Source organism: Streptomyces sp. NBC_01116, from assembly GCF_041435495.1.
Taxonomy (GTDB): Bacteria; Actinomycetota; Actinomycetes; order Streptomycetales; family Streptomycetaceae; genus Streptomyces.
The window spans coordinates 5,372,267-5,389,982 of the sequence record NZ_CP108644.1 but is presented as its reverse complement, the minus strand read 5'-3'; the positions used below and the strand labels follow the sequence as shown (position 1 = coordinate 5,389,982).

Genomic DNA, 17,716 nt, shown 5'->3' with positions numbered 1-17,716 from the left:
CGGTGTCCTGAAGCGGTTCCATCAGCCCTGGGTCAGGTTCCTGAGCGCGGTGTTCAGCTCCAGGACGTTCACCCGGGGCTCCCCCATGAAGCCGAGCAGCCGGCCGCTGGTGTGGTCGGCGACGAGGTTCTCGACCTTCTTGACGTCGAGGTCGTTCTTCTCGGCGACCCGGTGGACCTGGAGTTCGGCGTACGCGGGTGAGATGTCGGGGTCCAGGCCGGAGCCGGAGGAGGTGACGGCGTCGGCGGGCACGTCCGCGGGCTTCACCGTGTACGTGGAGGTGGAGTTGTCCTTGACCACGGCCGCCTTGGCGTCGGTCACCCACTGGACCAGTTCCTCGTTGTCACCGGATCGGTTGGTGGCTCCGGAGAGGATCAGGGAGTACTGCGTGTTGACGCTGTTGCCGCCGAGCCCGTTGGAGGGGCGCGGCTGGAACCACTTCAGGTCCGGGGCGGGTGACTCCTCGCCGTCCTCGATCGGAAGGTCGTACCGCTGTCCGATGAGGGAGGAGCCGACGACCTGGCCGCTCCCGTCCTTGATCTCGGAACCGTTGGCCTTGTCGTTGAACAGGGCCTGGGCGACGCCGGTGACGGCGAGCGGGTAGAGGACCCCGCAGACCAGGGTGAGGACGAGCAGGGCGCGGAGTCCGGCCCCGAGCACGCGCACGGTGCTGCTGACGGAGTTGTTGGTCATGGCGGATCAGCCGATTCCGGGAATGAGGGAGAGGAGCATGTCGATGATCTTGATGCCGATGAACGGGGCGACGATGCCGCCGAGTCCGTAGACGCCCAGGTTGCGGCGGAGCATCCGGTCGGCGCCGGCGGGCCGGTAGCGCACGCCCTTGAGGGCCAGGGGCACCAGCGCGACGATGATCAGGGCGTTGAAGATGACCGCGGACAGGATCGCGGACTCGGGCGAGGCGAGCCCCATGACGTTGAGCTTGTCCAGCGACGGGTACGCCACGGCGAACATGGCGGGGATGATCGCGAAGTACTTCGCCACGTCGTTGGCGATGGAGAAGGTGGTCAGGGCTCCTCGGGTGATGAGGAGTTGTTTGCCGATCTCGACGATCTCGATGAGCTTGGTGGGGTTGGAGTCGAGGTCCACCATGTTCCCGGCCTCCTTGGCGGCCGAGGTTCCGGTGTTCATCGCGACGCCGACGTCGGCCTGGGCCAGGGCGGGTGCGTCGTTGGTGCCGTCACCGGTCATCGCGACGAGCTTGCCCCCGGCCTGCTCCCGCTTGATGAGGGCCATCTTGTCCTCGGGCGTCGCCTCGGCCAGGAAGTCGTCGACCCCCGCCTCCTCGGCGATCGCCTTCGCGGTCAGCGGATTGTCACCCGTGATCATGACCGTACGGATGCCCATCCGGCGCAGTTCGTCGAACCGCTCCCGCATGCCCTCCTTCACCACGTCCTTCAGGTGGACGACCCCGAGGACCCGAGCGCCGTCAGCGTCTTCCACAGCCACCAGCAGCGGCGTGCCACCGGCCTGGGAAATCCGGTCCGTGAGCGCTTGCGCGTCCTCGGAGACACTGCCGTTCCGCTCCTTCACCCACGCGATGACGGAACCGGTCGCGCCCTTGCGGACCTTCCGCCCGTCCAGGTCGACGCCCGACATCCGGGTCTGCGCGGTGAACTCCACCCACGCGGCGTCCGTCAGCTCCCCCTGGGTGCGCTCCCGCAGCCCGTACTTCTCCTTGGCGAGCACGACGATCGACCGGCCCTCCGGGGTCTCGTCGGCGAGCGAGGAGAGCTGCGCGGCGTCCGCGAGCGTGCTCTCGGTGACGCCCCTGACCGCGAGGAACTCGGCGGCCTGCCGGTTGCCCAGGGTGATGGTTCCGGTCTTGTCGAGCAGCAGGGTGGACACGTCGCCCGCCGCCTCGACCGCGCGCCCCGACATGGCCAGGACGTTGCGCTGCACCAGGCGGTCCATGCCCGCGATGCCGATCGCGGACAGCAGGGCCCCGATCGTGGTGGGGATCAGGCAGACCAGCAGCGCGGCGAGCACGATCAGCGACGTCTGGTCGTCCGCGCCCGCGTAGATCGCGAAGGGCTTGAGGGTGACCACGGCCAGCAGGAAGACGATCGTCAGGGACGCCAGCAGGATGTTCAGGGCGACCTCGTTGGGCGTCTTCTGCCGGGAGGCGCCCTCCACCAGGTTGATCATGCGGTCGATGAAGGTCTCTCCGGGCTTCGTCGTGATCCTGATGACGACGCGGTCGGAGAGCACCTTCGTACCGCCGGTCACCGCGCTGCGGTCGCCGCCGGACTCGCGGATGACCGGAGCCGATTCACCGGTGATCGCGGACTCGTCGACGGAGGCGACGCCCTCGACGACGTCCCCGTCGCCGGGGATGACGTCTCCGGCCTCGCAGATCACCAGGTCCCCGATGCGCAGGTCGGTCCCCGCGACCCTCTCCTCGTTCGGACCGATGACCCGGCGGGCGACGGTGCCGGTCTTGGCCTTGCGCAGGGTGTCGGCCTGGGCCTTGCCCCGGCCTTCGGCGACCGCCTCGGCGAGGTTGGCGAAGACCGTGGTCAGCCAGAGCCAGCCGGTGATCGCCCAGCCGAACCAGTCGGTCGGGTCGGTGAGCGCCAGCACGGTGGTGACCACCGAGCCGACCAGCACGACGAACATCACGGGCGACTTGACCATCACCCGAGGGTCGAGCTTGCGCAGCGCGTCCGGGAACGACTTCAGCAGCTGCTGGGGGTCGAACAGCCCGCTGCCGACCCGGTTGGCGGCCCCGTGGCCGCCGGCCGGCGGTATGTCTCCGTGCGGAGCGCGAGTGGGGGTGACGGTGCTCATGAGGCGAGCCCTTCGGCAAGCGGACCCAGCGCCAGGGCCGGGAAGTAGGTGAGTCCGGTGATGATGAGGATCGTGCCGACGAGCAGCCCCGCGTAGAGGGGCTTGTCGGTGCGCAGCGTGCCCGCGGTCTCGGGCACCGGCTTCTGCTCGGCGAGCGAGCCTGCCAGGGCCAGGACGAACACCATCGGGAGGAACCGGCCGAGCAGCATCGCGATGCCGATGGTCGTGTTGAACCACTGGGTGTCGGCGTTGAGCCCGGCGAAGGCGGAGCCGTTGTTGTTGGCGCCGGAGGTGTAGGCGTACAGGATCTCGGAGAAGCCGTGCGCACCCGAGTTGGTCATCGAGTCGGCGGGCGTCGGCAGGGCCATGGCGACGGCGGTGAAGCCGAGCACGAGGGCCGGGGTGACGAGGATGTAGCAGGCCGCGAACTTGATCTGGCGGGTGCCGATCTTCTTGCCGAGGTACTCCGGGGTGCGTCCGACCATCAGCCCGGCGATGAACACCGCGATGATCGCCATGATCAGCATGCCGTAGAGGCCGGAGCCGACACCGCCGGGAGCGATCTCGCCGAGCTGCATGCCGAGCATGGTGATGCCGCCGCCGAAGCCGGTGTACGAGGAGTGGAAGGAGTTCACCGCGCCGGTCGAGGTCAGCGTCGTGGCGACCGCGAAGATCGACGAGCCGGCGATCCCGAAGCGGGTCTCCTTGCCCTCCATGGCCCCGCCCGCGATCTCGAAGGCCGGTCCGCGGTGGGCGAACTCGGTCCACATCATCAGCGCCGTGAAGCCGATCCAGATGACCGCCATCGCGCCGAGGACCGCGTACCCCTGCTTCAGCGATCCGACCATCCGGCCGAAGGTCCGCGTCAGCGCGAACGGGATCAGCAGGATGAGGAAGACCTCGAACAGGTTCGACAGGGGGTTGGGGTTCTCGAAGGGGTGGGCGGAGTTGGCGTTGAAGTAACCGCCGCCGTTGGTGCCCAGCTCCTTGATGACCTCCTGGGAGGCGACCGCGCCGCCGTTCCACTCCTGCGTACCGCCCATGAACTGTCCGACCTGGTGGATGCCGGAGAAGTTCTGGATCGCCCCGCAGGCGACCAGGACGATCGCGCCGATCACCGAGATCGGGATCAGGATGCGGACGGTCCCGCGCACCAGGTCGGCCCAGAAGTTGCCGAGTTCACCCGTGCGCGACCGGGCGAAGCCGCGTACGAGTGCCACCGCCACGGCCATGCCGACCGCGGCGGACAGGAAGTTCTGCACCGCGAGGCCGCCGGTCTGCACGACGTGGCCCATGGCCTGTTCGCCGTAGTACGACTGCCAGTTGGTGTTGGCGACGAAGGACGCGGCGGTGTTGAACGCCTGGTCCGGGTCGATCGAGGAGAAGCCCAGCGAACCGGGCAGCGACCCCTGCACCCGTTGCATCAGGTACAGGAAGAGAACGCTCACCGCGGAGAAGGCGAGGACTCCGCGCAGATAGGCGGGCCAGCGCATCCCGGCGGCCGGGTTGGCGCCGATGGCCTTGTATATCCACTTCTCCGGGCGGTAGTTCTTCTCGGAGGAGTAGACCCTGGCCATGTAGTCGCCCAGCGGGCGGTACGCGAGGGCGAGGGCGGCGATCAGGGCTATGAGCTGGAGCAGACCAGCGACCTGGGAACTCATTTACTTACTCAGAACCTCTCCGGGTAAAGGAGAGCGAGGATGAGATATCCGAGCAGGGACACGGCCACGACGAGGCCGACGACATTTTCGACGGTCACAGCTTGGTCACCCCCCGGGCGATGAGAGCCACCAGCGCGAATACCGCGATCGTGGTGGCGACGAAGGCCAGGTCGGCCATCGCGAGCTCCTGATTGACGTGAGGAATGGAATCGGCCGTTTGGCCAATACGAGCAAACCCCGACTTCATCCCGGCGATAAGCCACCTTGACGAGGTCCATACGAATACCGGGGAACCCTTGACGCCGATCTGACGCGGCCGACCGGCCTTCCACGTGGTCACGGTCACCCACCCGGGGGCCGGCAGGCCCTGGGGGCGCTGCGGCGAGGCGGGGAGCTGCGGAAGCCCGGTGTCGAACTGGTCGAGACCCACTCGGACCACCGTGAGCCGGGCCGCCCGCTCTCCCGTTGTGTACGCGAAACGACCGACGATCATCCGGCTTTCCAGGTCACGGCGGTCAGTCCGGAAACGGAACCGGCGGACCTCTGGCAGCGGCTGCCGCGAGCACGGCTCGACCGTCGCCCACGCGATACGCGGAGACACCGACGCGGTAATCCGCCGGCTACGTTTCCGGTCACCTTCGGGCCGTCCCGACGCATTGACGCAGTGACGCATTCCTGACGGTGCTCTGACGGAATGCGTCGCGCACCGTCAGCGGAGTGCTGATCCACCGGGAATTGCGGGACAGCCCTTAGCCTCCGATGTCGCGCTGCCGGAGGTCCTCCTGCGTTTCGCGCCGTATCAGCAGGCGGGCCGCGCCCTCGTGCACCGCGACGACCGGCGGCCGGCCGACGAGGTTGTAGGCGGAGGCCATGGAGACCTGGTAGGCCCCGGCGACGGGCACCGCGAGCAGGTCGCCGGTGCGGATGTCGGCGGGCAGGAGGACGTCGTTCGCGAGGATGTCGCCGGCCTCGCAGTGCCGGCCCACCACCGTGGCCGCGACCGGTCCGGCGGTGGCGGCGCGGCCGATCAGGCGCGGCGCGTAGCGGGCCCCGTACAGGGCGGGCCGGGGGTTGTCGCTCATGCCCCCGTCGACGGCCACGAACGTGTTCGGGCCGGTGTGCTTGACGGAGAGGACGCGGTAGAGCGCCACCCCGGCCGGGGCCGCGATCGCCCGGCCCGGTTCGACGGCCAGCCTCGGCACGGGCAGGCCGGCCGACGCGCAACCGGTGGCGAGTTCCGCGCCCAGGCGGCGCGCGAGGGCGGTCAGGTCGAGGGCGGCCTCCCCGGGCCGGTAGGCGACCCCGTGCCCGCCCCCCATGTCGAGCTCGGAGAACGTGACGCCGTGGCTCTCCTTGATCCGGGCCATCAGTCCGACCATCCGCCGCACGGCCACCAGGTAGGGCTTGACGTCGGTGATCTGGGAGCCGATGTGGCAGTGCAGGCCGGTCAGTTCGAGCTGCGGCTGGCCGAGCACCCGGGCGATGGCGTGCTGGGCGGACCCGTCGGTGAGGGACAGGCCGAACTTCTGGCCGTCGGTGCCGGTACGGATCTTCTCGTGGCCGCCCGCCGACACCCCGGGCACCACCCGCACCATCACCTTCTGCCGCCCGGCGGGGCCGGTCAGCGCGGCGATCCGGGCGATCTCCGACGGGCTGTCGACGACGATCCGCCCGACCCCGAGCCGCAGCGCCGTCTCGATGTCGCGCGGCGTCTTCGCGTTGCCGTGCAGCACCATCCGCTCCGGCGGGAACCCGGCGGCGTGGGCGAGTTCGAGTTCGCCGACGGAGCAGACGTCCAGCCCCAGCCCCTCCTCCTCGATCCACCGCGCCATCGCCCGGGACAGGAACGCCTTGGCCGCGTACAGCACATGGGCTTCGGGAAAGGCGGCCCGATAGGTCCGGCAGCGCGTCCGCACCTCGGCCTCGTCCAGGACGTACGCGGGGGTGCCGAACCGGTCGGCGAGATCGGCGAGCGAGACCCCTCCGACGCTCAGGTCGCCGTGCGGGAGCCGGACGGCGGAGGCGGGGAAGACGGACAGATCGTCCAGTCCCGCCGGGGGCTCGGTGAGAACGGGAGCTGACATGGCGGCGTCTCCTCGGGAGGCGTGTGACGAGGCGCGGGTCACAGGGCGCGCGCGGGTTCTTCGGCCGTGTCCGCCCGCACGGCGGTGACGGCCGGGGCGGAGAGGACCGGGTCGACGACGAGCCGGTCGACGCCGAGAGGCTCCGTGAGGGAGCGCAGGACGGGCTCGGCGAGCCTGATCGCGGGCTGGCCGGCGCCGAGCGTCGCGGTCAGCAGGGCGAGGCCGGTGAAGCCGACGGCCGTGCGCTCGCCCAGCGGAGTACGGAACATCCGCAGCGCGGGGCCGGCGGCTTCCGGCCGGACGGGCACGTACAGCAGCCCGGCCCGGGCCTGTTCATCGGGGTCGGGGTCGTCGTCGTACGAGAAGAGGCACATGGGGTTCCCTCCGGATGGAGCCGTGACGCGGCCGTCTTCCGGCCGCACGACGCCGAAGCTATGCCCGCCCCGGCGCGAAGGGCCCTCCCGCCTGACGCGATTTTGACGGGCGTCGGCCGGTTCATACGGATCGCTGACGCTCACCGCCCCTCGCCCGTCCTTCAATGGAACTCCGGAACAGGACGAGTCAGGAGGCCGGACGGTGCGGCAGAGAATCGTGGTCGGCGTGAGCGGCTCCCCGGGGAGCCTGGCAGCCCTGCACCGGGCCGCCGCAGAGGCTCGGGAACGCCATGCGGAGCTGTACGCCGTGCTGGCCTGGCAGTTGCCCGGCGGCGGGCTGGGTGGCCGCGCCACCTACGGCGACGCCGTGCTCCGGGAGTGCCGGGAAGCCGCTGTCGAGGACCTGCGCACCGTCCTCGACTGCGCGTTCGCCGTCAGGAGGCCGGGCGTCGCCCTGTCCGGGCTCGCCGTGCGCGGCGAGCCCGGGGCGGTTCTCGTCGAGGCGGCCGCGTCGGCGGACGGCCTCCTGGTCGTGGGCGCGGGCTCACGCGGCAGATGGCTGCCCGCGCTGCGCCCGTCGGTGACCCGCTACTGCCTGACACACGCGGCCTGCCCCGTTCTCGCGGTCCCCCCGAATCCGCTCGAAGCCGAACTCGCCGCCGCGCACAGCGGTTCCTGGACCCTGCCGCCCATGATCCGGGACCGGAAGCGCTGAGCGGTGCACGCCGTCGACCGCCGCCGCCTGGACGCGGCCCGGTCAGCCCAGGCCGCGGGCCCGTCGTGACATCACCGCGCGCAGGACCCGGCGGCCCTCCGTCGACAGGTCCAGCGCCTTGCGGAGTCCGGCGCCGCTGCCCGCCGTGCCGGTGGTCTCCGCCAGGATCTCCAGGATGCGGACCTGCCGTTCCAGCTCCCCGGCGACCAGCGGGCCCACGGCGGCCGGTTCGCCGCCGCGGGCCGCCTTGAGCAGCTGCTCCTCGTCCGGCGCCGGGTCCCCGGCCGGGGTGTCGAGCCGCCCGTGGATCCGGAGCGCGACCAGCGAACAGGCGTCCGCCCACTCCCGCAGTGGTCCGGCGGTGAAGTCGGAGGGGGCGGCGCCGAGCATGGTCCGCACGAGCGCGGCCGGGCCGTCGGGGACGGGCGCGTGCTCCATCCCCGTCCGCACCGCCGCGAGCCGGATGTCCCAATCCTGTCCGTTCTCGCAGCTCGCCCAGAGCGGGCGCAGCGGCTCCGTCTCCGGCCCGGCGAGCAGCGGCAGGCATCGGTCCAGGCAGGCCAGCGCCCCGGCGGCCAGTGCTCGCTCGTCGGCTCGTTCGATCAGTTCCAGCAGACTCATCGACGTCTCCCTCGGTCTACCGGATACTGCGCCGAATGGCCGGAAATCGTCACTACGGGGTGGTCGTCGCGGCGGGCGCCCGCCCGTGCGCCCGTCACCGGTGAGCACCTGGGACCGGCCGGGCCGCCGGAGCCGGGCGGTACGCGGCGCGTTCGACCTGCATCCGGGTCACGGCGCGCACGAAGACGATCGCGAGCACCGCGGCCACGAGGTCCAGCGCGTCGGCGGCCGCGACGAGGGCCGCCGCGTCGGCGATCTCCTCCGGCTCCCAGCCCCGGTTCCACTGGCCCACGGCGATCCGGGAGACGAGGACGGAGACGACCCAGCCGCCCCACCACAGGTTCAGCACCGTTCTGGGAGCCGTGCGTCGACCGCCGTCGGGGTGGGGCAGGACGCTCGCCTCCCAGATGCCGCCGGCGACGCGGTAGGGGAACCAGAGGTTGGCGACCGGGACGAACCAGCCGCCCACCGCCCAGCCCGGTCCCATCCGCTGTACGCCGGACGCGAAGACCTCGGCGTTCCGGCGGGTCCGGTGGAACCAGAGGATGAAGAGGATGCCGGTGGGCAGGAACGCCGCCGTCCGGACCCTCCTGGCGAGGTCGTACCGTTCATGCGCCCGCAGGCCCGGCCCGGTGTAGGTGTCGAGGTACTCGCCCGCCGCCAGCGCCTCCCACAGGCCGCGCAGGTGCAGACCGGCGCCGATGACGAACAGGTCGCTCGCGATGACGCAGGCCAGCAGGACGATCACCGCCCGCGACAGGCCGACCGGCGCCCCCGGCCAGGTGCCGGCGCCCCGGGTGCCGGCGCCCCAGCCTCCGGGCACGGGTCCGGAAACGGCGACCAGGGGCGTGGCACCGTCGGGCGGCGGGGGCCGGGTGCCCGAGCAGAAGGTGCACAGGCCGTCGTCGGTCACGGCCGTTCTGATGCGACAACGGGTACAGAGCATGGACATGGAGAAGTCCCCCCAAGGACAGGCCATCGGTGTGTGACCTCGCGTCCCTCCCCAGAAGCGCGCGGTCGGCGGACCGTAGCCCGTGGACGGCGTCGCTGTCCACGGGCTCACGCGCGGCCGGGGAACGCCCCCTGCCTCACCCCGCGCTGCCGGTCCGCTCCGCCAGTTCCGAGAACTGCGCCCAGCTCAGCGTGGGCTTCCGCGGGTCCCACAGTTTCTGCGAGGTCGCCACCAGCGGCATCCGGATGCCGTCCGCCACCTGCTGGGTGGTCTGTGCGTTCGGCAGGTCGCCCCAGACGGCGAACCGGCCGCCGAGGATCTGCTTCGAGTAGCGCTCGGCCACGGGTTCGGTGCCGCGCAGCACCAGCGGGGTCCACTGCTCGTAGATCCGCTCACCGGTCGGGTAGACGAACTCGTTGGGCTCGCCGAGCACGTAGTAGAGGAACTCGTCGTTGAGGTTCAGCATCTTGTAGCCCGCGGCGAGGTACTCCTGCGGCGGGCGGGCGCCGATCTCCTTGCCGGTCCAGTACTCGATCTCGATGTTCTCGTCGGCCTTGACCTTCGTGTCCCGGAAGAGCCCGTCGTTCCAGGCCTTGGCGGTCCGGCCCTTCGGGACGACGACGTCCGCGCGGTCGTTCAGCCAGCCGGTGGCCAGGTCCTCGATCGTGGCCCCGGCACCGTACTTCTCCTCCGCCGCGCGCTGGAGCTGCGGATAGGAGGCGGCCGGGTTCTGGACGGTCAGCGCCTGGTACTCGTCCGCGCCCAGGTGCCAGAAGCGCCCGGGGAACAGCTCGGTGTACTCGTCGAGGAGTTCGTCGATCAGCTTGGCCGCGCCCGGCTTCGAGATGTCGATGGAGCCCTTCGACTCCACGCCCGCGGTGTTGCGCAGCTGGAGGTCGGGGTGGGCGGCCAGCACCGCGCCGAGGTGTCCGGGCGAGTCGATCTCGGGGACGACCTCGATGTGCCGGCTGTTGGCGAGGGCGACGATGCGGCGGACCTCGTCCTGGGTGAGGGCCTCGTCGGAGACCACCTCGGGGTGCGACTTCGACTCGATCCGGAAGGCCTGGTCGTCGGAGAAGTGCAGGCCGAGCTGGTTGAGCTTGAGGTCGCCCATCTCGCGTATGCGGTCCTCTATCCACTCCGCGCTGTAGTGCTTGCGCGCGATGTCGAGGTTGAGTCCGCGCTGCGGGCGGTCGGGCCGGTCGTTGACGACGCCCTCGGGGAGGGTGCCGTCCGCCTTGAGGGACTGCTTGAGCGTACGGGTGCCGTAGAAGACGCCCGACTCGTCGGGTCCGGTGATCTTCACCTTCCGGTCGCGCACGGTGAGCGCGTACGACTCGGTGGGGCCCGCGTCCTTGTCGCCGAGCGCCAGCTCGACGTCTCCCGTCCGCGCCGGCTCGGCGCCCCGGTAGCGGATCTTCAGCTCCTTGGCGAGCAGCTCCGCCTCGTCGGCGAGCACCCCGCTGCCCTTGGCGATGACGACGGTGCTGTCCCCGCCGGGCTGCCAGCCGGGGCCGCGGGCCGGGGTGTGCTCGCGCACCGCGGGGATCGTGCTCGGTGTGCTGGACATCGGATAGCTGCGGGAGGGCGACGGGGCGGCCTCGGCGGAGGTGCCGGAGGGCGACGCCGTGTCGCCGGACGATCCGCCGCCGGACCCGTCCGGCCAGACGACGACGGTGAGGGCGACGGCGGCCGCGGCCGTGACAGCCGCGCCGGTGACGAGGGCACCACGCGTGGGCGACATCGGACAGATTCCTCCGTTGAGGGGGTCAGGGACGGTGGAAACGGGTGAAGAGATAGGGAAACGGGTGAATAGGGTGCAAGGTTGGCATTTTTGCCGGGGCCTCGCCCATCGAGGACTACGAGGCACCGGACAGGACCCAGGTCGGCGCAGGTCAGACGTCCATCACTTGTTCCGAAACTCTCCCGTTCGGGTGATTCTTCTGCGGTCCGCCGGACGGCCGCCGACCGATCTCGCTAGCGTTGCGGCACATTCGTCCCTCCCTTCACTCCCGTCCCCGCGGAACTCACTCGCACGCCGGGCAACCTCGGTACGTCCTGGTCTGTCTTCCAGGGGCAGAAGGTTCCTTTCGGGGCCACGGAGTCATAGCCGTCGTTGATACGAGGAGTCCACGCTGTCCAGGTCCAGCGAGCCCCCCGCCGGCCTGCCGAAGCGATCCGCGCCCCCGGCCGGCCGTCCGGCCGTGCCGGCGCAGCCGCACCACCCGACTCCGGGCGAGGTCGCGGGCGCGCCGCCCGCCGGCGCGCCGCCGGTCGATCACGCCCTCGGCCTGGCCCATTTCAACAACCTGCCCTTCGCCGCCGCCGAGGCGGCCTTCCTGGAGTGCTGCGGCAGCCTCCGCTGGGCCCACCGGATGGCCGCCCACCGCCCCTACCCGGATCTCGGCGCTCTACTGGCCGCGTCCGACGAGGCCGGCTACGACCTCGCGCCCCGGGACATCGCGGAGGCCCTGGTCCCGGAGCCGGCCACCTGCCTGCACCATGACGCGCCCCGCGCCGCCCACCTGGCGCTGCGGGCCGCGCACGCGGCGTACGAGAGCCGGTTCGGCCACGCCTTCGTGATCTGCCTGGACGCCCATCACCCCTCCCAGCACGTGGACCAGGTGCTGGCCGGGATCCGGGTCCGGCTGGCGCACGACACGGACGAGGAGCGGGCCGTGACCGCCGAGGAGCTGCGGCGGCTCGCCCGGAGCCGGATCGTCGAGCTGGTGACGCCGGACCCTCCGCGGCAGGGGTCGCTCTAGCCCGTCCGTGCCTGTTTGATTGCCACTTTGATCACACCAGAGGCCCCGGCGAACGCGAACCGACAAAGCGTCGCTACGATGGCCGGGGCCGGTGGACCGTACCCGGCCGGGTCAGACCGACAGTCAAGCCGGCCGACCCCAATCCCCGCTCCCGGAGGGTTCTTCCGTGCCGGCTGGAACGCTGTACCGCGGCCGGGAAGGCATGTGGTCGTGGGTGGCTCATCGAGTCACCGGTGTCCTCATTTTCTTCTTCCTGTTCGTACATGTCCTGGACACCGCTCTCGTCCGCGTTTCCCCCGAGGCCTACGACGACGTCGTGGCCACGTACAAGACGTGGCCTGTCGCGTTCCTCGAATACGGCCTGGTGGCCGCGATTCTCTTCCACGCGCTGAACGGTCTGAGGATCATCGCCGTGGACTTCTGGTCCAAGGGCCCGCGACTCCAGAAGCAGATGCTCTGGACCGTGGTGGGCATCTGGATCGTGCTGATGGTCGGGGCCCTGTACCCGATCCTCGGTCACGCCGTACGCGACGTCTTCGGGAGCTGAGGCCCATGTCCAGCGAGACTTCTTCCGCAGCCGCGATCGGCGACGTCGAGGGCGTGAGCCTGTTCGACGCCGACCACCCGGCCCCGGTCATCGAGCCCCCGCGCAAGCGCACGGGCAAGACGCCCAAGGCTTCGCGCACCAATTTCGAGATGTACGCCTGGCTCTTCATGCGCCTGTCGGGCATCGTCCTGGTCGTCCTCGTCATCGGCCACCTGCTGATCCAGCTGGTGCTCGACGGCGGCGTCTCCAAGATCGGCTTCGCCTTCGTGGCGGGCCGCTGGGCCTCGCCGTTCTGGCAGGCCTGGGACCTCATCATGCTGTGGCTCGCCATGCTCCACGGCGGCAACGGCCTGCGCACGGTCATCAACGACTACGCCGAACGGGACAACACCCGCTTCTGGCTGAAGATGCTCCTGTACACCGCCACGGTGTTCACCGTCCTGCTGGGCACGCTGGTGATCTTCACCTTCGACCCGAACATCCGCTAGGCGCCGGGACAGAGGGACCAGAGGAAAACCATGCAGATCCACAAGTACGACACCGTCATCGTCGGCGCCGGCGGCGCCGGCATGCGCGCGGCCATCGAGTCGACCAAGCGCAGCCGTACCGCCGTGCTGACGAAGCTCTACCCCACCCGCTCCCACACGGGCGCGGCGCAGGGCGGCATGGCCGCCGCGCTCGCCAACGTGGAGGAGGACAACTGGGAGTGGCACACCTTCGACACGGTCAAGGGCGGCGACTACCTGGTCGACCAGGACGCCGCCGAGATCCTGGCGAAGGAGGCCATCGACGCCGTCCTCGACCTGGAGAAGATGGGCCTGCCGTTCGGCCGCACGCCCGAGGGCAGGATCGACCAGCGCCGCTTCGGTGGTCACACCCGTGGCCATGGTGAGGCCCCGGTCCGTCGCGCCTGCTACTCGGGCGACCGCACCGGCCACATGATCCTCCAGACGCTGTACCAGAACTGCGTCAAGGAGGGTGTGGAGTTCTTCAACGAGTTCTACGTCCTGGACCAGCTGATCACCGAGGTCGACGGGGTCAAGAAGTCCGCCGGCGTCGTCGCCTACGAGCTGGCGACCGGCGAGATCCACGTCTTCCAGGCGAAGTCGGTCATCTACGCCTCGGGCGGCACCGGCAAGTTCTTCAAGGTGACGTCGAACGCGCACACCCTGACCGGTGACGGCCAGGCCGCCTGCTACCGGCGCGGCCTGCCGCTGGAGGACATGGAGTTCTTCCAGTTCCACCCGACGGGCATCTGGCGCATGGGCATCCTGCTGACGGAGGGCGCCCGCGGTGAGGGCGGCATCCTCCGCAACAAGGACGGCGAGCGCTTCATGGAGAAGTACGCGCCGGTCATGAAGGACCTCGCGTCCCGTGACGTCGTCTCGCGCTCCATCTACACGGAGATCCGTGAGGGCCGCGGCTGCGGTCCGGCCGGTGACCACGTGTACCTGGACCTCACGCACCTGCCGCCGGAGCAGCTGGACGCCAAGCTCCCGGACATCACCGAGTTCGCGCGGACGTACCTCGGCATCGAGCCCTACACGGACCCGATCCCGATCCAGCCGACCGCGCACTACGCCATGGGCGGCATCCCGACCAACGTCGAGGGCGAGGTGCTGGCCGACAACACCACCGTCGTCCCGGGCCTGTACGCCGCCGGCGAGGTCGCCTGTGTCTCCGTGCACGGCGCCAACCGCCTGGGCACCAACTCGCTGCTCGACATCAACGTCTTCGGCAAGCGCTCCGGCATCGCCGCCGCCGAGTACGCGGCGAGGACCGACTTCGTCGAGCTGCCCGAGAACCCCGCCCAGCTGGTCGCCGACCAGGTCGAGCGGCTGCGCAACTCCACCGGCACCGAGCGCGTCGCGACGCTGCGCCTGGAGCTCCAGGAGTGCATGGACGCCAACGTGATGGTGTTCCGCACCGAGCAGACGATCAAGACGGCGGTCGACAAGATCGCCGAGCTGCGCGCGCGGTACCTCAACGTGTCCATCCAGGACAAGGGCAAGCGGTTCAACACCGACCTGCTGGAGGCCATCGAGCTGGGCAACCTGCTCGACCTGGCCGAGGTCATGGCGGTCTCCGCGCTCGCCCGCAAGGAGTCCCGCGGCGGTCACTACCGCGAGGACTTCCCGAACCGCGACGACGTCAACTTCATGCGCCACACCATGGCGTACCGCGAGGTGGCCGCCGACGGCGCCGAGTCGATCCGGCTCGACTACAAGCCGGTCGTGACGACCCGCTACCAGCCGATGGAGCGTAAGTACTGATGGCTACCCCGACCCTGGACAAGACCGACAACGCCGAGGCCGGCTTCGCCGACTCGCCGTTCATCACGGCCACGTTCCGGATCCGCCGCTTCAACCCCGAGGTGTCGGACGAGGTCCAGTGGCAGGACTTCCAGATCGAGATCGACCCGAAGGAGCGTGTCCTCGACGCCCTTCACAAGATCAAGTGGGAGATCGACGGAACCCTGACGTTCCGCCGTTCCTGCGCGCACGGCATCTGCGGTTCCGACGCGATGCGGATCAACGGCAAGAACAGGCTCGCCTGCAAGACGCTGATCAAGGACATCAACCCGGACAAGCCGATCACGGTCGAGGCCATCAAGGGCCTCACGGTCCTCAAGGACCTCGTGGTCGACATGGACCCGTTCTTCCAGGCGTACCACGATGTCATGCCCTTCCTCATCACCAAGGGGAACGAGCCGACCCGCGAGCGCCTGCAGTCCCCCGAGGACCGCGAGCGGTTCGACGACACCACCAAGTGCATCCTGTGCGCCGCGTGCACGTCCTCGTGCCCGGTGTTCTGGAACGACGGCCAGTACTTCGGCCCGGCGGCGATCGTCAACGCGCACCGCTTCATCTTCGACTCGCGCGACGAGGGCGGCGAGCAGCGCCTGGAGATCCTCAACGACCGTGACGGCGTGTGGCGTTGCCGCACCACGTTCAACTGCACGGACGCCTGCCCGCGTGGCATCGAGGTCACCAAGGCGATCCAGGAGGTGAAGCGCGCGCTCATCACGCGTCGCTTCTGACCTTCGCGTAACACCCGTTACGTCGACAGGCCCCGTCCCCGCAGCCTCATCGCTGCCGGGGCGGGGCCTGTTGCTGCGCCGGGGGCCGCACGGGCGGTACGGTTCAGCGGAGCTGAAGACCGAAAGAGAACGGGGATCGTCGTGAGCGAGCCGAATCCGTACGCGGACGACGCGTACAAGTGGGGCCCGCCCCAGCAGCAGCCGGGCCACCAGCCCACCATCGCCGACGGCCAGGGGTACGGCTACCCGGCGACGGGCTCCCCGCCCGCGTACGGCTATCCGCAGCCGCTGCCGGACCACGCCGCCCAGCCCGGCCCCGGTTACGGGTACCCCCAGCACGCGCAGCCGACGATGCCCGGCCAGTACCTCCCGGTGCCGCAGGGAGCGCCAGGCCAGGGCGGCGTGCCGATGCTGTCGATCGGCGACATCACCGTGATGAGCGACGCGATCGTCACCCCGTCCGGGACGATGCCGCTCAAGGGCGCGGTCTGGACGGCCACGGACATGTCGCGCACGGAGGAGAAGATCCCGACGCACGCGGTCGTGCTGGCGATCATCTTCGCGCTGTTCTGCCTGATCGGCCTGCTGTTCCTGCTGATGAAGGAGAAGCGGACCACCGGATTCATCCAGGTCACGGTCGTCAGCGGCGGCCGGCACCACTCGACGATGATCCCGGCCATGGGTCCGCACACCTTCCCGGCCGTCATGGGCCAGCTCAACCAGGCCCGCTCCCTGAGCGCCTGACGCCCGGGGCGCTCTGCCCCACCTCTCCCCGGACCCCTTCTTGAACATGTTCAAGAAGGGGTCTATCGTCATGCCCGAAAGCATTTTTGAACGCGTTCAAGGGAGGGTGGGGCATGGACCTCACTGTTGTCGCGTACGTCATCTACCTGCTGATCACCGTGGCGCTCACCGTCTGGGTCGCGCGCACCCTCAGCCGCAACGGACGGGTCTTCCTCGCCGATGTGCTGCACGGGAACGAGAAGCTCGCCGACGCCGTCAACCACCTGCTGGTGGTCGGCTTCTACCTGGTCAACCTCGGGTTCGTCACGCTCTACCTGAAGAGCTCCGACCAGGTCGCCAACGCCCGCGAGCTGTTCGAGGCCCTCTCGGTGAAGGTGGGCGTGGTCCTGCTGGTGCTCGGCGTCATGCACCTGGGCAATGTGTGGGTGCTCAGCCGCATCCGCCGCCGCGGCGCCCTGGAGCGCGAGCAGACCCCGCCGGTGCCGCCGGGGGCCTGGACGCCTCCCGGGCCCCAGGGCCGGTGGGCCGCTCCCGCGCCGGCGCCGTGGCAGTGAGTCCGGTGACCGCCCCCTGGCCCTTCCGCCCTGCGCACCCGGGGCCGCGAGTGCGCCTCCCCGGCCGGAGCGCCGCGGGGTCCCCGATAACCTTGGACCCGTGGTGAAGGAAGAGAAGAACGCGCAGGCGAACAAACCGGCCAAGGCCGCGAAGAGCGAGCAGACCCGCACGCTGATTCTCGAGACGGCGCTCCGGCTCTTCGCGGAGCGCGGCTACGACCGGACGACCATGCGGGCCATCGCCCAGGAGGCGGGCGTCTCGGTCGGGAACGCCTACTACTACTTCTCCTCGAAGGAGCACCTGGTCCAGGGCTTCTACGACCGGATCGCCGACGAACACGCGGCGGCGGTCCGGCCCGTGCTGGAGGGCGACAGGGATCTGACCGTACGCGTCAGGGGCGTGCTGCTCGGCTGGCTGGACGTGGCGGAGCCGTACCACCGCTTCGCCGCCCAGTTCTTCAAGAACGCCGCCGATCCGGACAGCCCGCTCTCCCCGTTCTCCGAGGACTCGGTGGCCGCCCGTGACGCGGCGATCTCCATCCACGAGCGCTGCATCGCCGGGGCGGACGTCAAGAGCGACCCGGAACTGGCCCCGCTGCTGCCGCAGTTGATGTGGCTGATGCAGATGGGGCTGGTGCTGTTCTGGGTGTACGACCGCAGCGAGGGCGCCGAGCGCAGCCGCCGGCTGGTCGAGCGCACCGCGCCGATCGTCGCACGGGCCATCTCGCTCTCCCGGTTCCGGGTGCTGCGACCGCTGGTGCGGCAGATCCACGCGCTGCTGGTGGAGTTCCTGCCGGGTACGGCGACGGCCGGGGCGAAGCCCCGGCCGTCCGACCCGTCCGACTGACCCG

At 70.2% G+C, this 17,716-nt stretch carries 19 protein-coding genes; 9 read left to right on the top strand and 10 right to left on the bottom strand.

What is annotated here, in order from left to right:
* Window positions 1–21: 21 nt before the first annotated feature.
* The 7 genes from OG245_RS23820 to OG245_RS23790 form a co-directional block, all read right to left on the bottom strand.
* Window positions 22–693 (bottom strand): potassium-transporting ATPase subunit C, encoded by a 672-nt coding sequence (locus OG245_RS23820; RefSeq protein WP_371625484.1) that lies wholly within the window; start codon window positions 691–693, stop codon window positions 22–24.
* A gap of 6 nt (window positions 694–699) precedes the next feature.
* On the bottom strand, window positions 700–2,808 hold the full coding sequence (gene kdpB / locus OG245_RS23815; protein WP_371625483.1) for a potassium-transporting ATPase subunit KdpB: 2,109 nt from the start codon (window positions 2,806–2,808) through the stop codon (window positions 700–702).
* Complete coding sequence (gene kdpA / locus OG245_RS23810; RefSeq protein ID WP_371625482.1) at window positions 2,805–4,469, bottom strand: potassium-transporting ATPase subunit KdpA; 1,665 nt, start codon at window positions 4,467–4,469, stop codon at window positions 2,805–2,807. The genes kdpB and kdpA overlap by 4 nt, the downstream gene beginning before the upstream one ends.
* Before the next feature lie 8 nt (window positions 4,470–4,477).
* Window positions 4,478–4,567, bottom strand: coding sequence for a K(+)-transporting ATPase subunit F (gene kdpF / locus OG245_RS23805; RefSeq protein WP_018955984.1), 90 nt, complete (start codon window positions 4,565–4,567; stop codon window positions 4,478–4,480).
* Window positions 4,564–4,899 carry a hypothetical protein gene (locus tag OG245_RS23800; protein WP_371625481.1) on the bottom strand — a complete coding sequence of 112 codons (336 nt, stop codon included), beginning with the start codon at window positions 4,897–4,899 and terminating at the stop codon, window positions 4,564–4,566. The genes kdpF and OG245_RS23800 overlap by 4 nt, the downstream gene beginning before the upstream one ends.
* 319 nt (window positions 4,900–5,218) lie before the next feature.
* Window positions 5,219–6,553 (bottom strand): diaminopimelate decarboxylase, encoded by a 1,335-nt coding sequence (gene lysA / locus OG245_RS23795; protein ID WP_371625480.1) that lies wholly within the window; start codon window positions 6,551–6,553, stop codon window positions 5,219–5,221.
* A 38-nt stretch (window positions 6,554–6,591) separates the two neighbouring features.
* Window positions 6,592–6,927, bottom strand: a complete 336-nt coding sequence (locus tag OG245_RS23790; RefSeq protein ID WP_371625479.1) for an SAV_915 family protein — start codon at window positions 6,925–6,927, stop codon at window positions 6,592–6,594.
* Between the two features lie 202 nt (window positions 6,928–7,129).
* Between OG245_RS23790 and OG245_RS23785 the strand changes: the two genes are divergently transcribed.
* Entirely contained in the window at window positions 7,130–7,642 is a 513-nt protein-coding gene (locus tag OG245_RS23785) for a universal stress protein (protein WP_371625478.1), read from the top strand.
* Between the two features lie 42 nt (window positions 7,643–7,684).
* On the opposite strand, the gene OG245_RS23780 is transcribed toward OG245_RS23785, so the two are convergent.
* The 3 genes from OG245_RS23780 to OG245_RS23770 form a co-directional block, all read right to left on the bottom strand.
* Entirely contained in the window at window positions 7,685–8,263 is a 579-nt protein-coding gene (locus tag OG245_RS23780; protein WP_371625477.1) for a hypothetical protein, read from the bottom strand.
* A gap of 94 nt (window positions 8,264–8,357) precedes the next feature.
* Complete coding sequence (locus OG245_RS23775) at window positions 8,358–9,209, bottom strand: DUF4328 domain-containing protein (RefSeq protein WP_371627972.1); 852 nt, start codon at window positions 9,207–9,209, stop codon at window positions 8,358–8,360.
* 142 nt (window positions 9,210–9,351) lie between these two features.
* The gene (locus OG245_RS23770) at window positions 9,352–10,959 is read right to left on the bottom strand and encodes a family 20 glycosylhydrolase (RefSeq protein ID WP_371625476.1); all 1,608 of its coding nucleotides are present in this window, start codon (window positions 10,957–10,959) and stop codon (window positions 9,352–9,354) included.
* Window positions 10,960–11,419: 460 nt separating this feature from the next.
* Between OG245_RS23770 and OG245_RS23765 the strand changes: the two genes are divergently transcribed.
* The 8 genes from OG245_RS23765 (at window position 11,420) to OG245_RS23730 (ending at window position 17,712) form a co-directional block, all read left to right on the top strand.
* Window positions 11,420–11,980 (top strand): 2-oxo-4-hydroxy-4-carboxy-5-ureidoimidazoline decarboxylase, encoded by a 561-nt coding sequence (locus OG245_RS23765; protein WP_371625475.1) that lies wholly within the window; start codon window positions 11,420–11,422, stop codon window positions 11,978–11,980.
* A gap of 166 nt (window positions 11,981–12,146) precedes the next feature.
* Window positions 12,147–12,527: a succinate dehydrogenase, cytochrome b556 subunit gene (gene sdhC / locus OG245_RS23760; RefSeq protein ID WP_371625474.1), complete on the top strand. Its 381-nt coding sequence runs from the start codon at window positions 12,147–12,149 to the stop codon at window positions 12,525–12,527.
* A 5-nt stretch (window positions 12,528–12,532) separates the two neighbouring features.
* On the top strand, window positions 12,533–13,015 hold the full coding sequence (locus tag OG245_RS23755; RefSeq protein ID WP_371625473.1) for a succinate dehydrogenase hydrophobic membrane anchor subunit: 483 nt from the start codon (window positions 12,533–12,535) through the stop codon (window positions 13,013–13,015).
* A gap of 30 nt (window positions 13,016–13,045) precedes the next feature.
* Complete coding sequence (sdhA, locus tag OG245_RS23750; RefSeq protein ID WP_371625472.1) at window positions 13,046–14,800, top strand: succinate dehydrogenase flavoprotein subunit; 1,755 nt, start codon at window positions 13,046–13,048, stop codon at window positions 14,798–14,800.
* Entirely contained in the window at window positions 14,800–15,567 is a 768-nt protein-coding gene (locus OG245_RS23745; RefSeq protein WP_371625471.1) for a succinate dehydrogenase iron-sulfur subunit, read from the top strand. The genes sdhA and OG245_RS23745 overlap by 1 nt, the downstream gene beginning before the upstream one ends.
* Window positions 15,568–15,708: 141 nt before the next feature.
* Window positions 15,709–16,311, top strand: coding sequence for a hypothetical protein (locus tag OG245_RS23740; RefSeq protein ID WP_371625470.1), 603 nt, complete (start codon window positions 15,709–15,711; stop codon window positions 16,309–16,311).
* Window positions 16,312–16,424: 113 nt separating this feature from the next.
* A complete protein-coding gene (locus OG245_RS23735) occupies window positions 16,425–16,865 on the top strand; it encodes a hypothetical protein (RefSeq protein WP_371625469.1) in 441 nt (146 codons plus the stop codon).
* 100 nt (window positions 16,866–16,965) lie between these two features.
* Window positions 16,966–17,712, top strand: a complete 747-nt coding sequence (locus OG245_RS23730; RefSeq protein ID WP_371625468.1) for a TetR family transcriptional regulator — start codon at window positions 16,966–16,968, stop codon at window positions 17,710–17,712.
* Window positions 17,713–17,716: the final 4 nt, after the last annotated feature.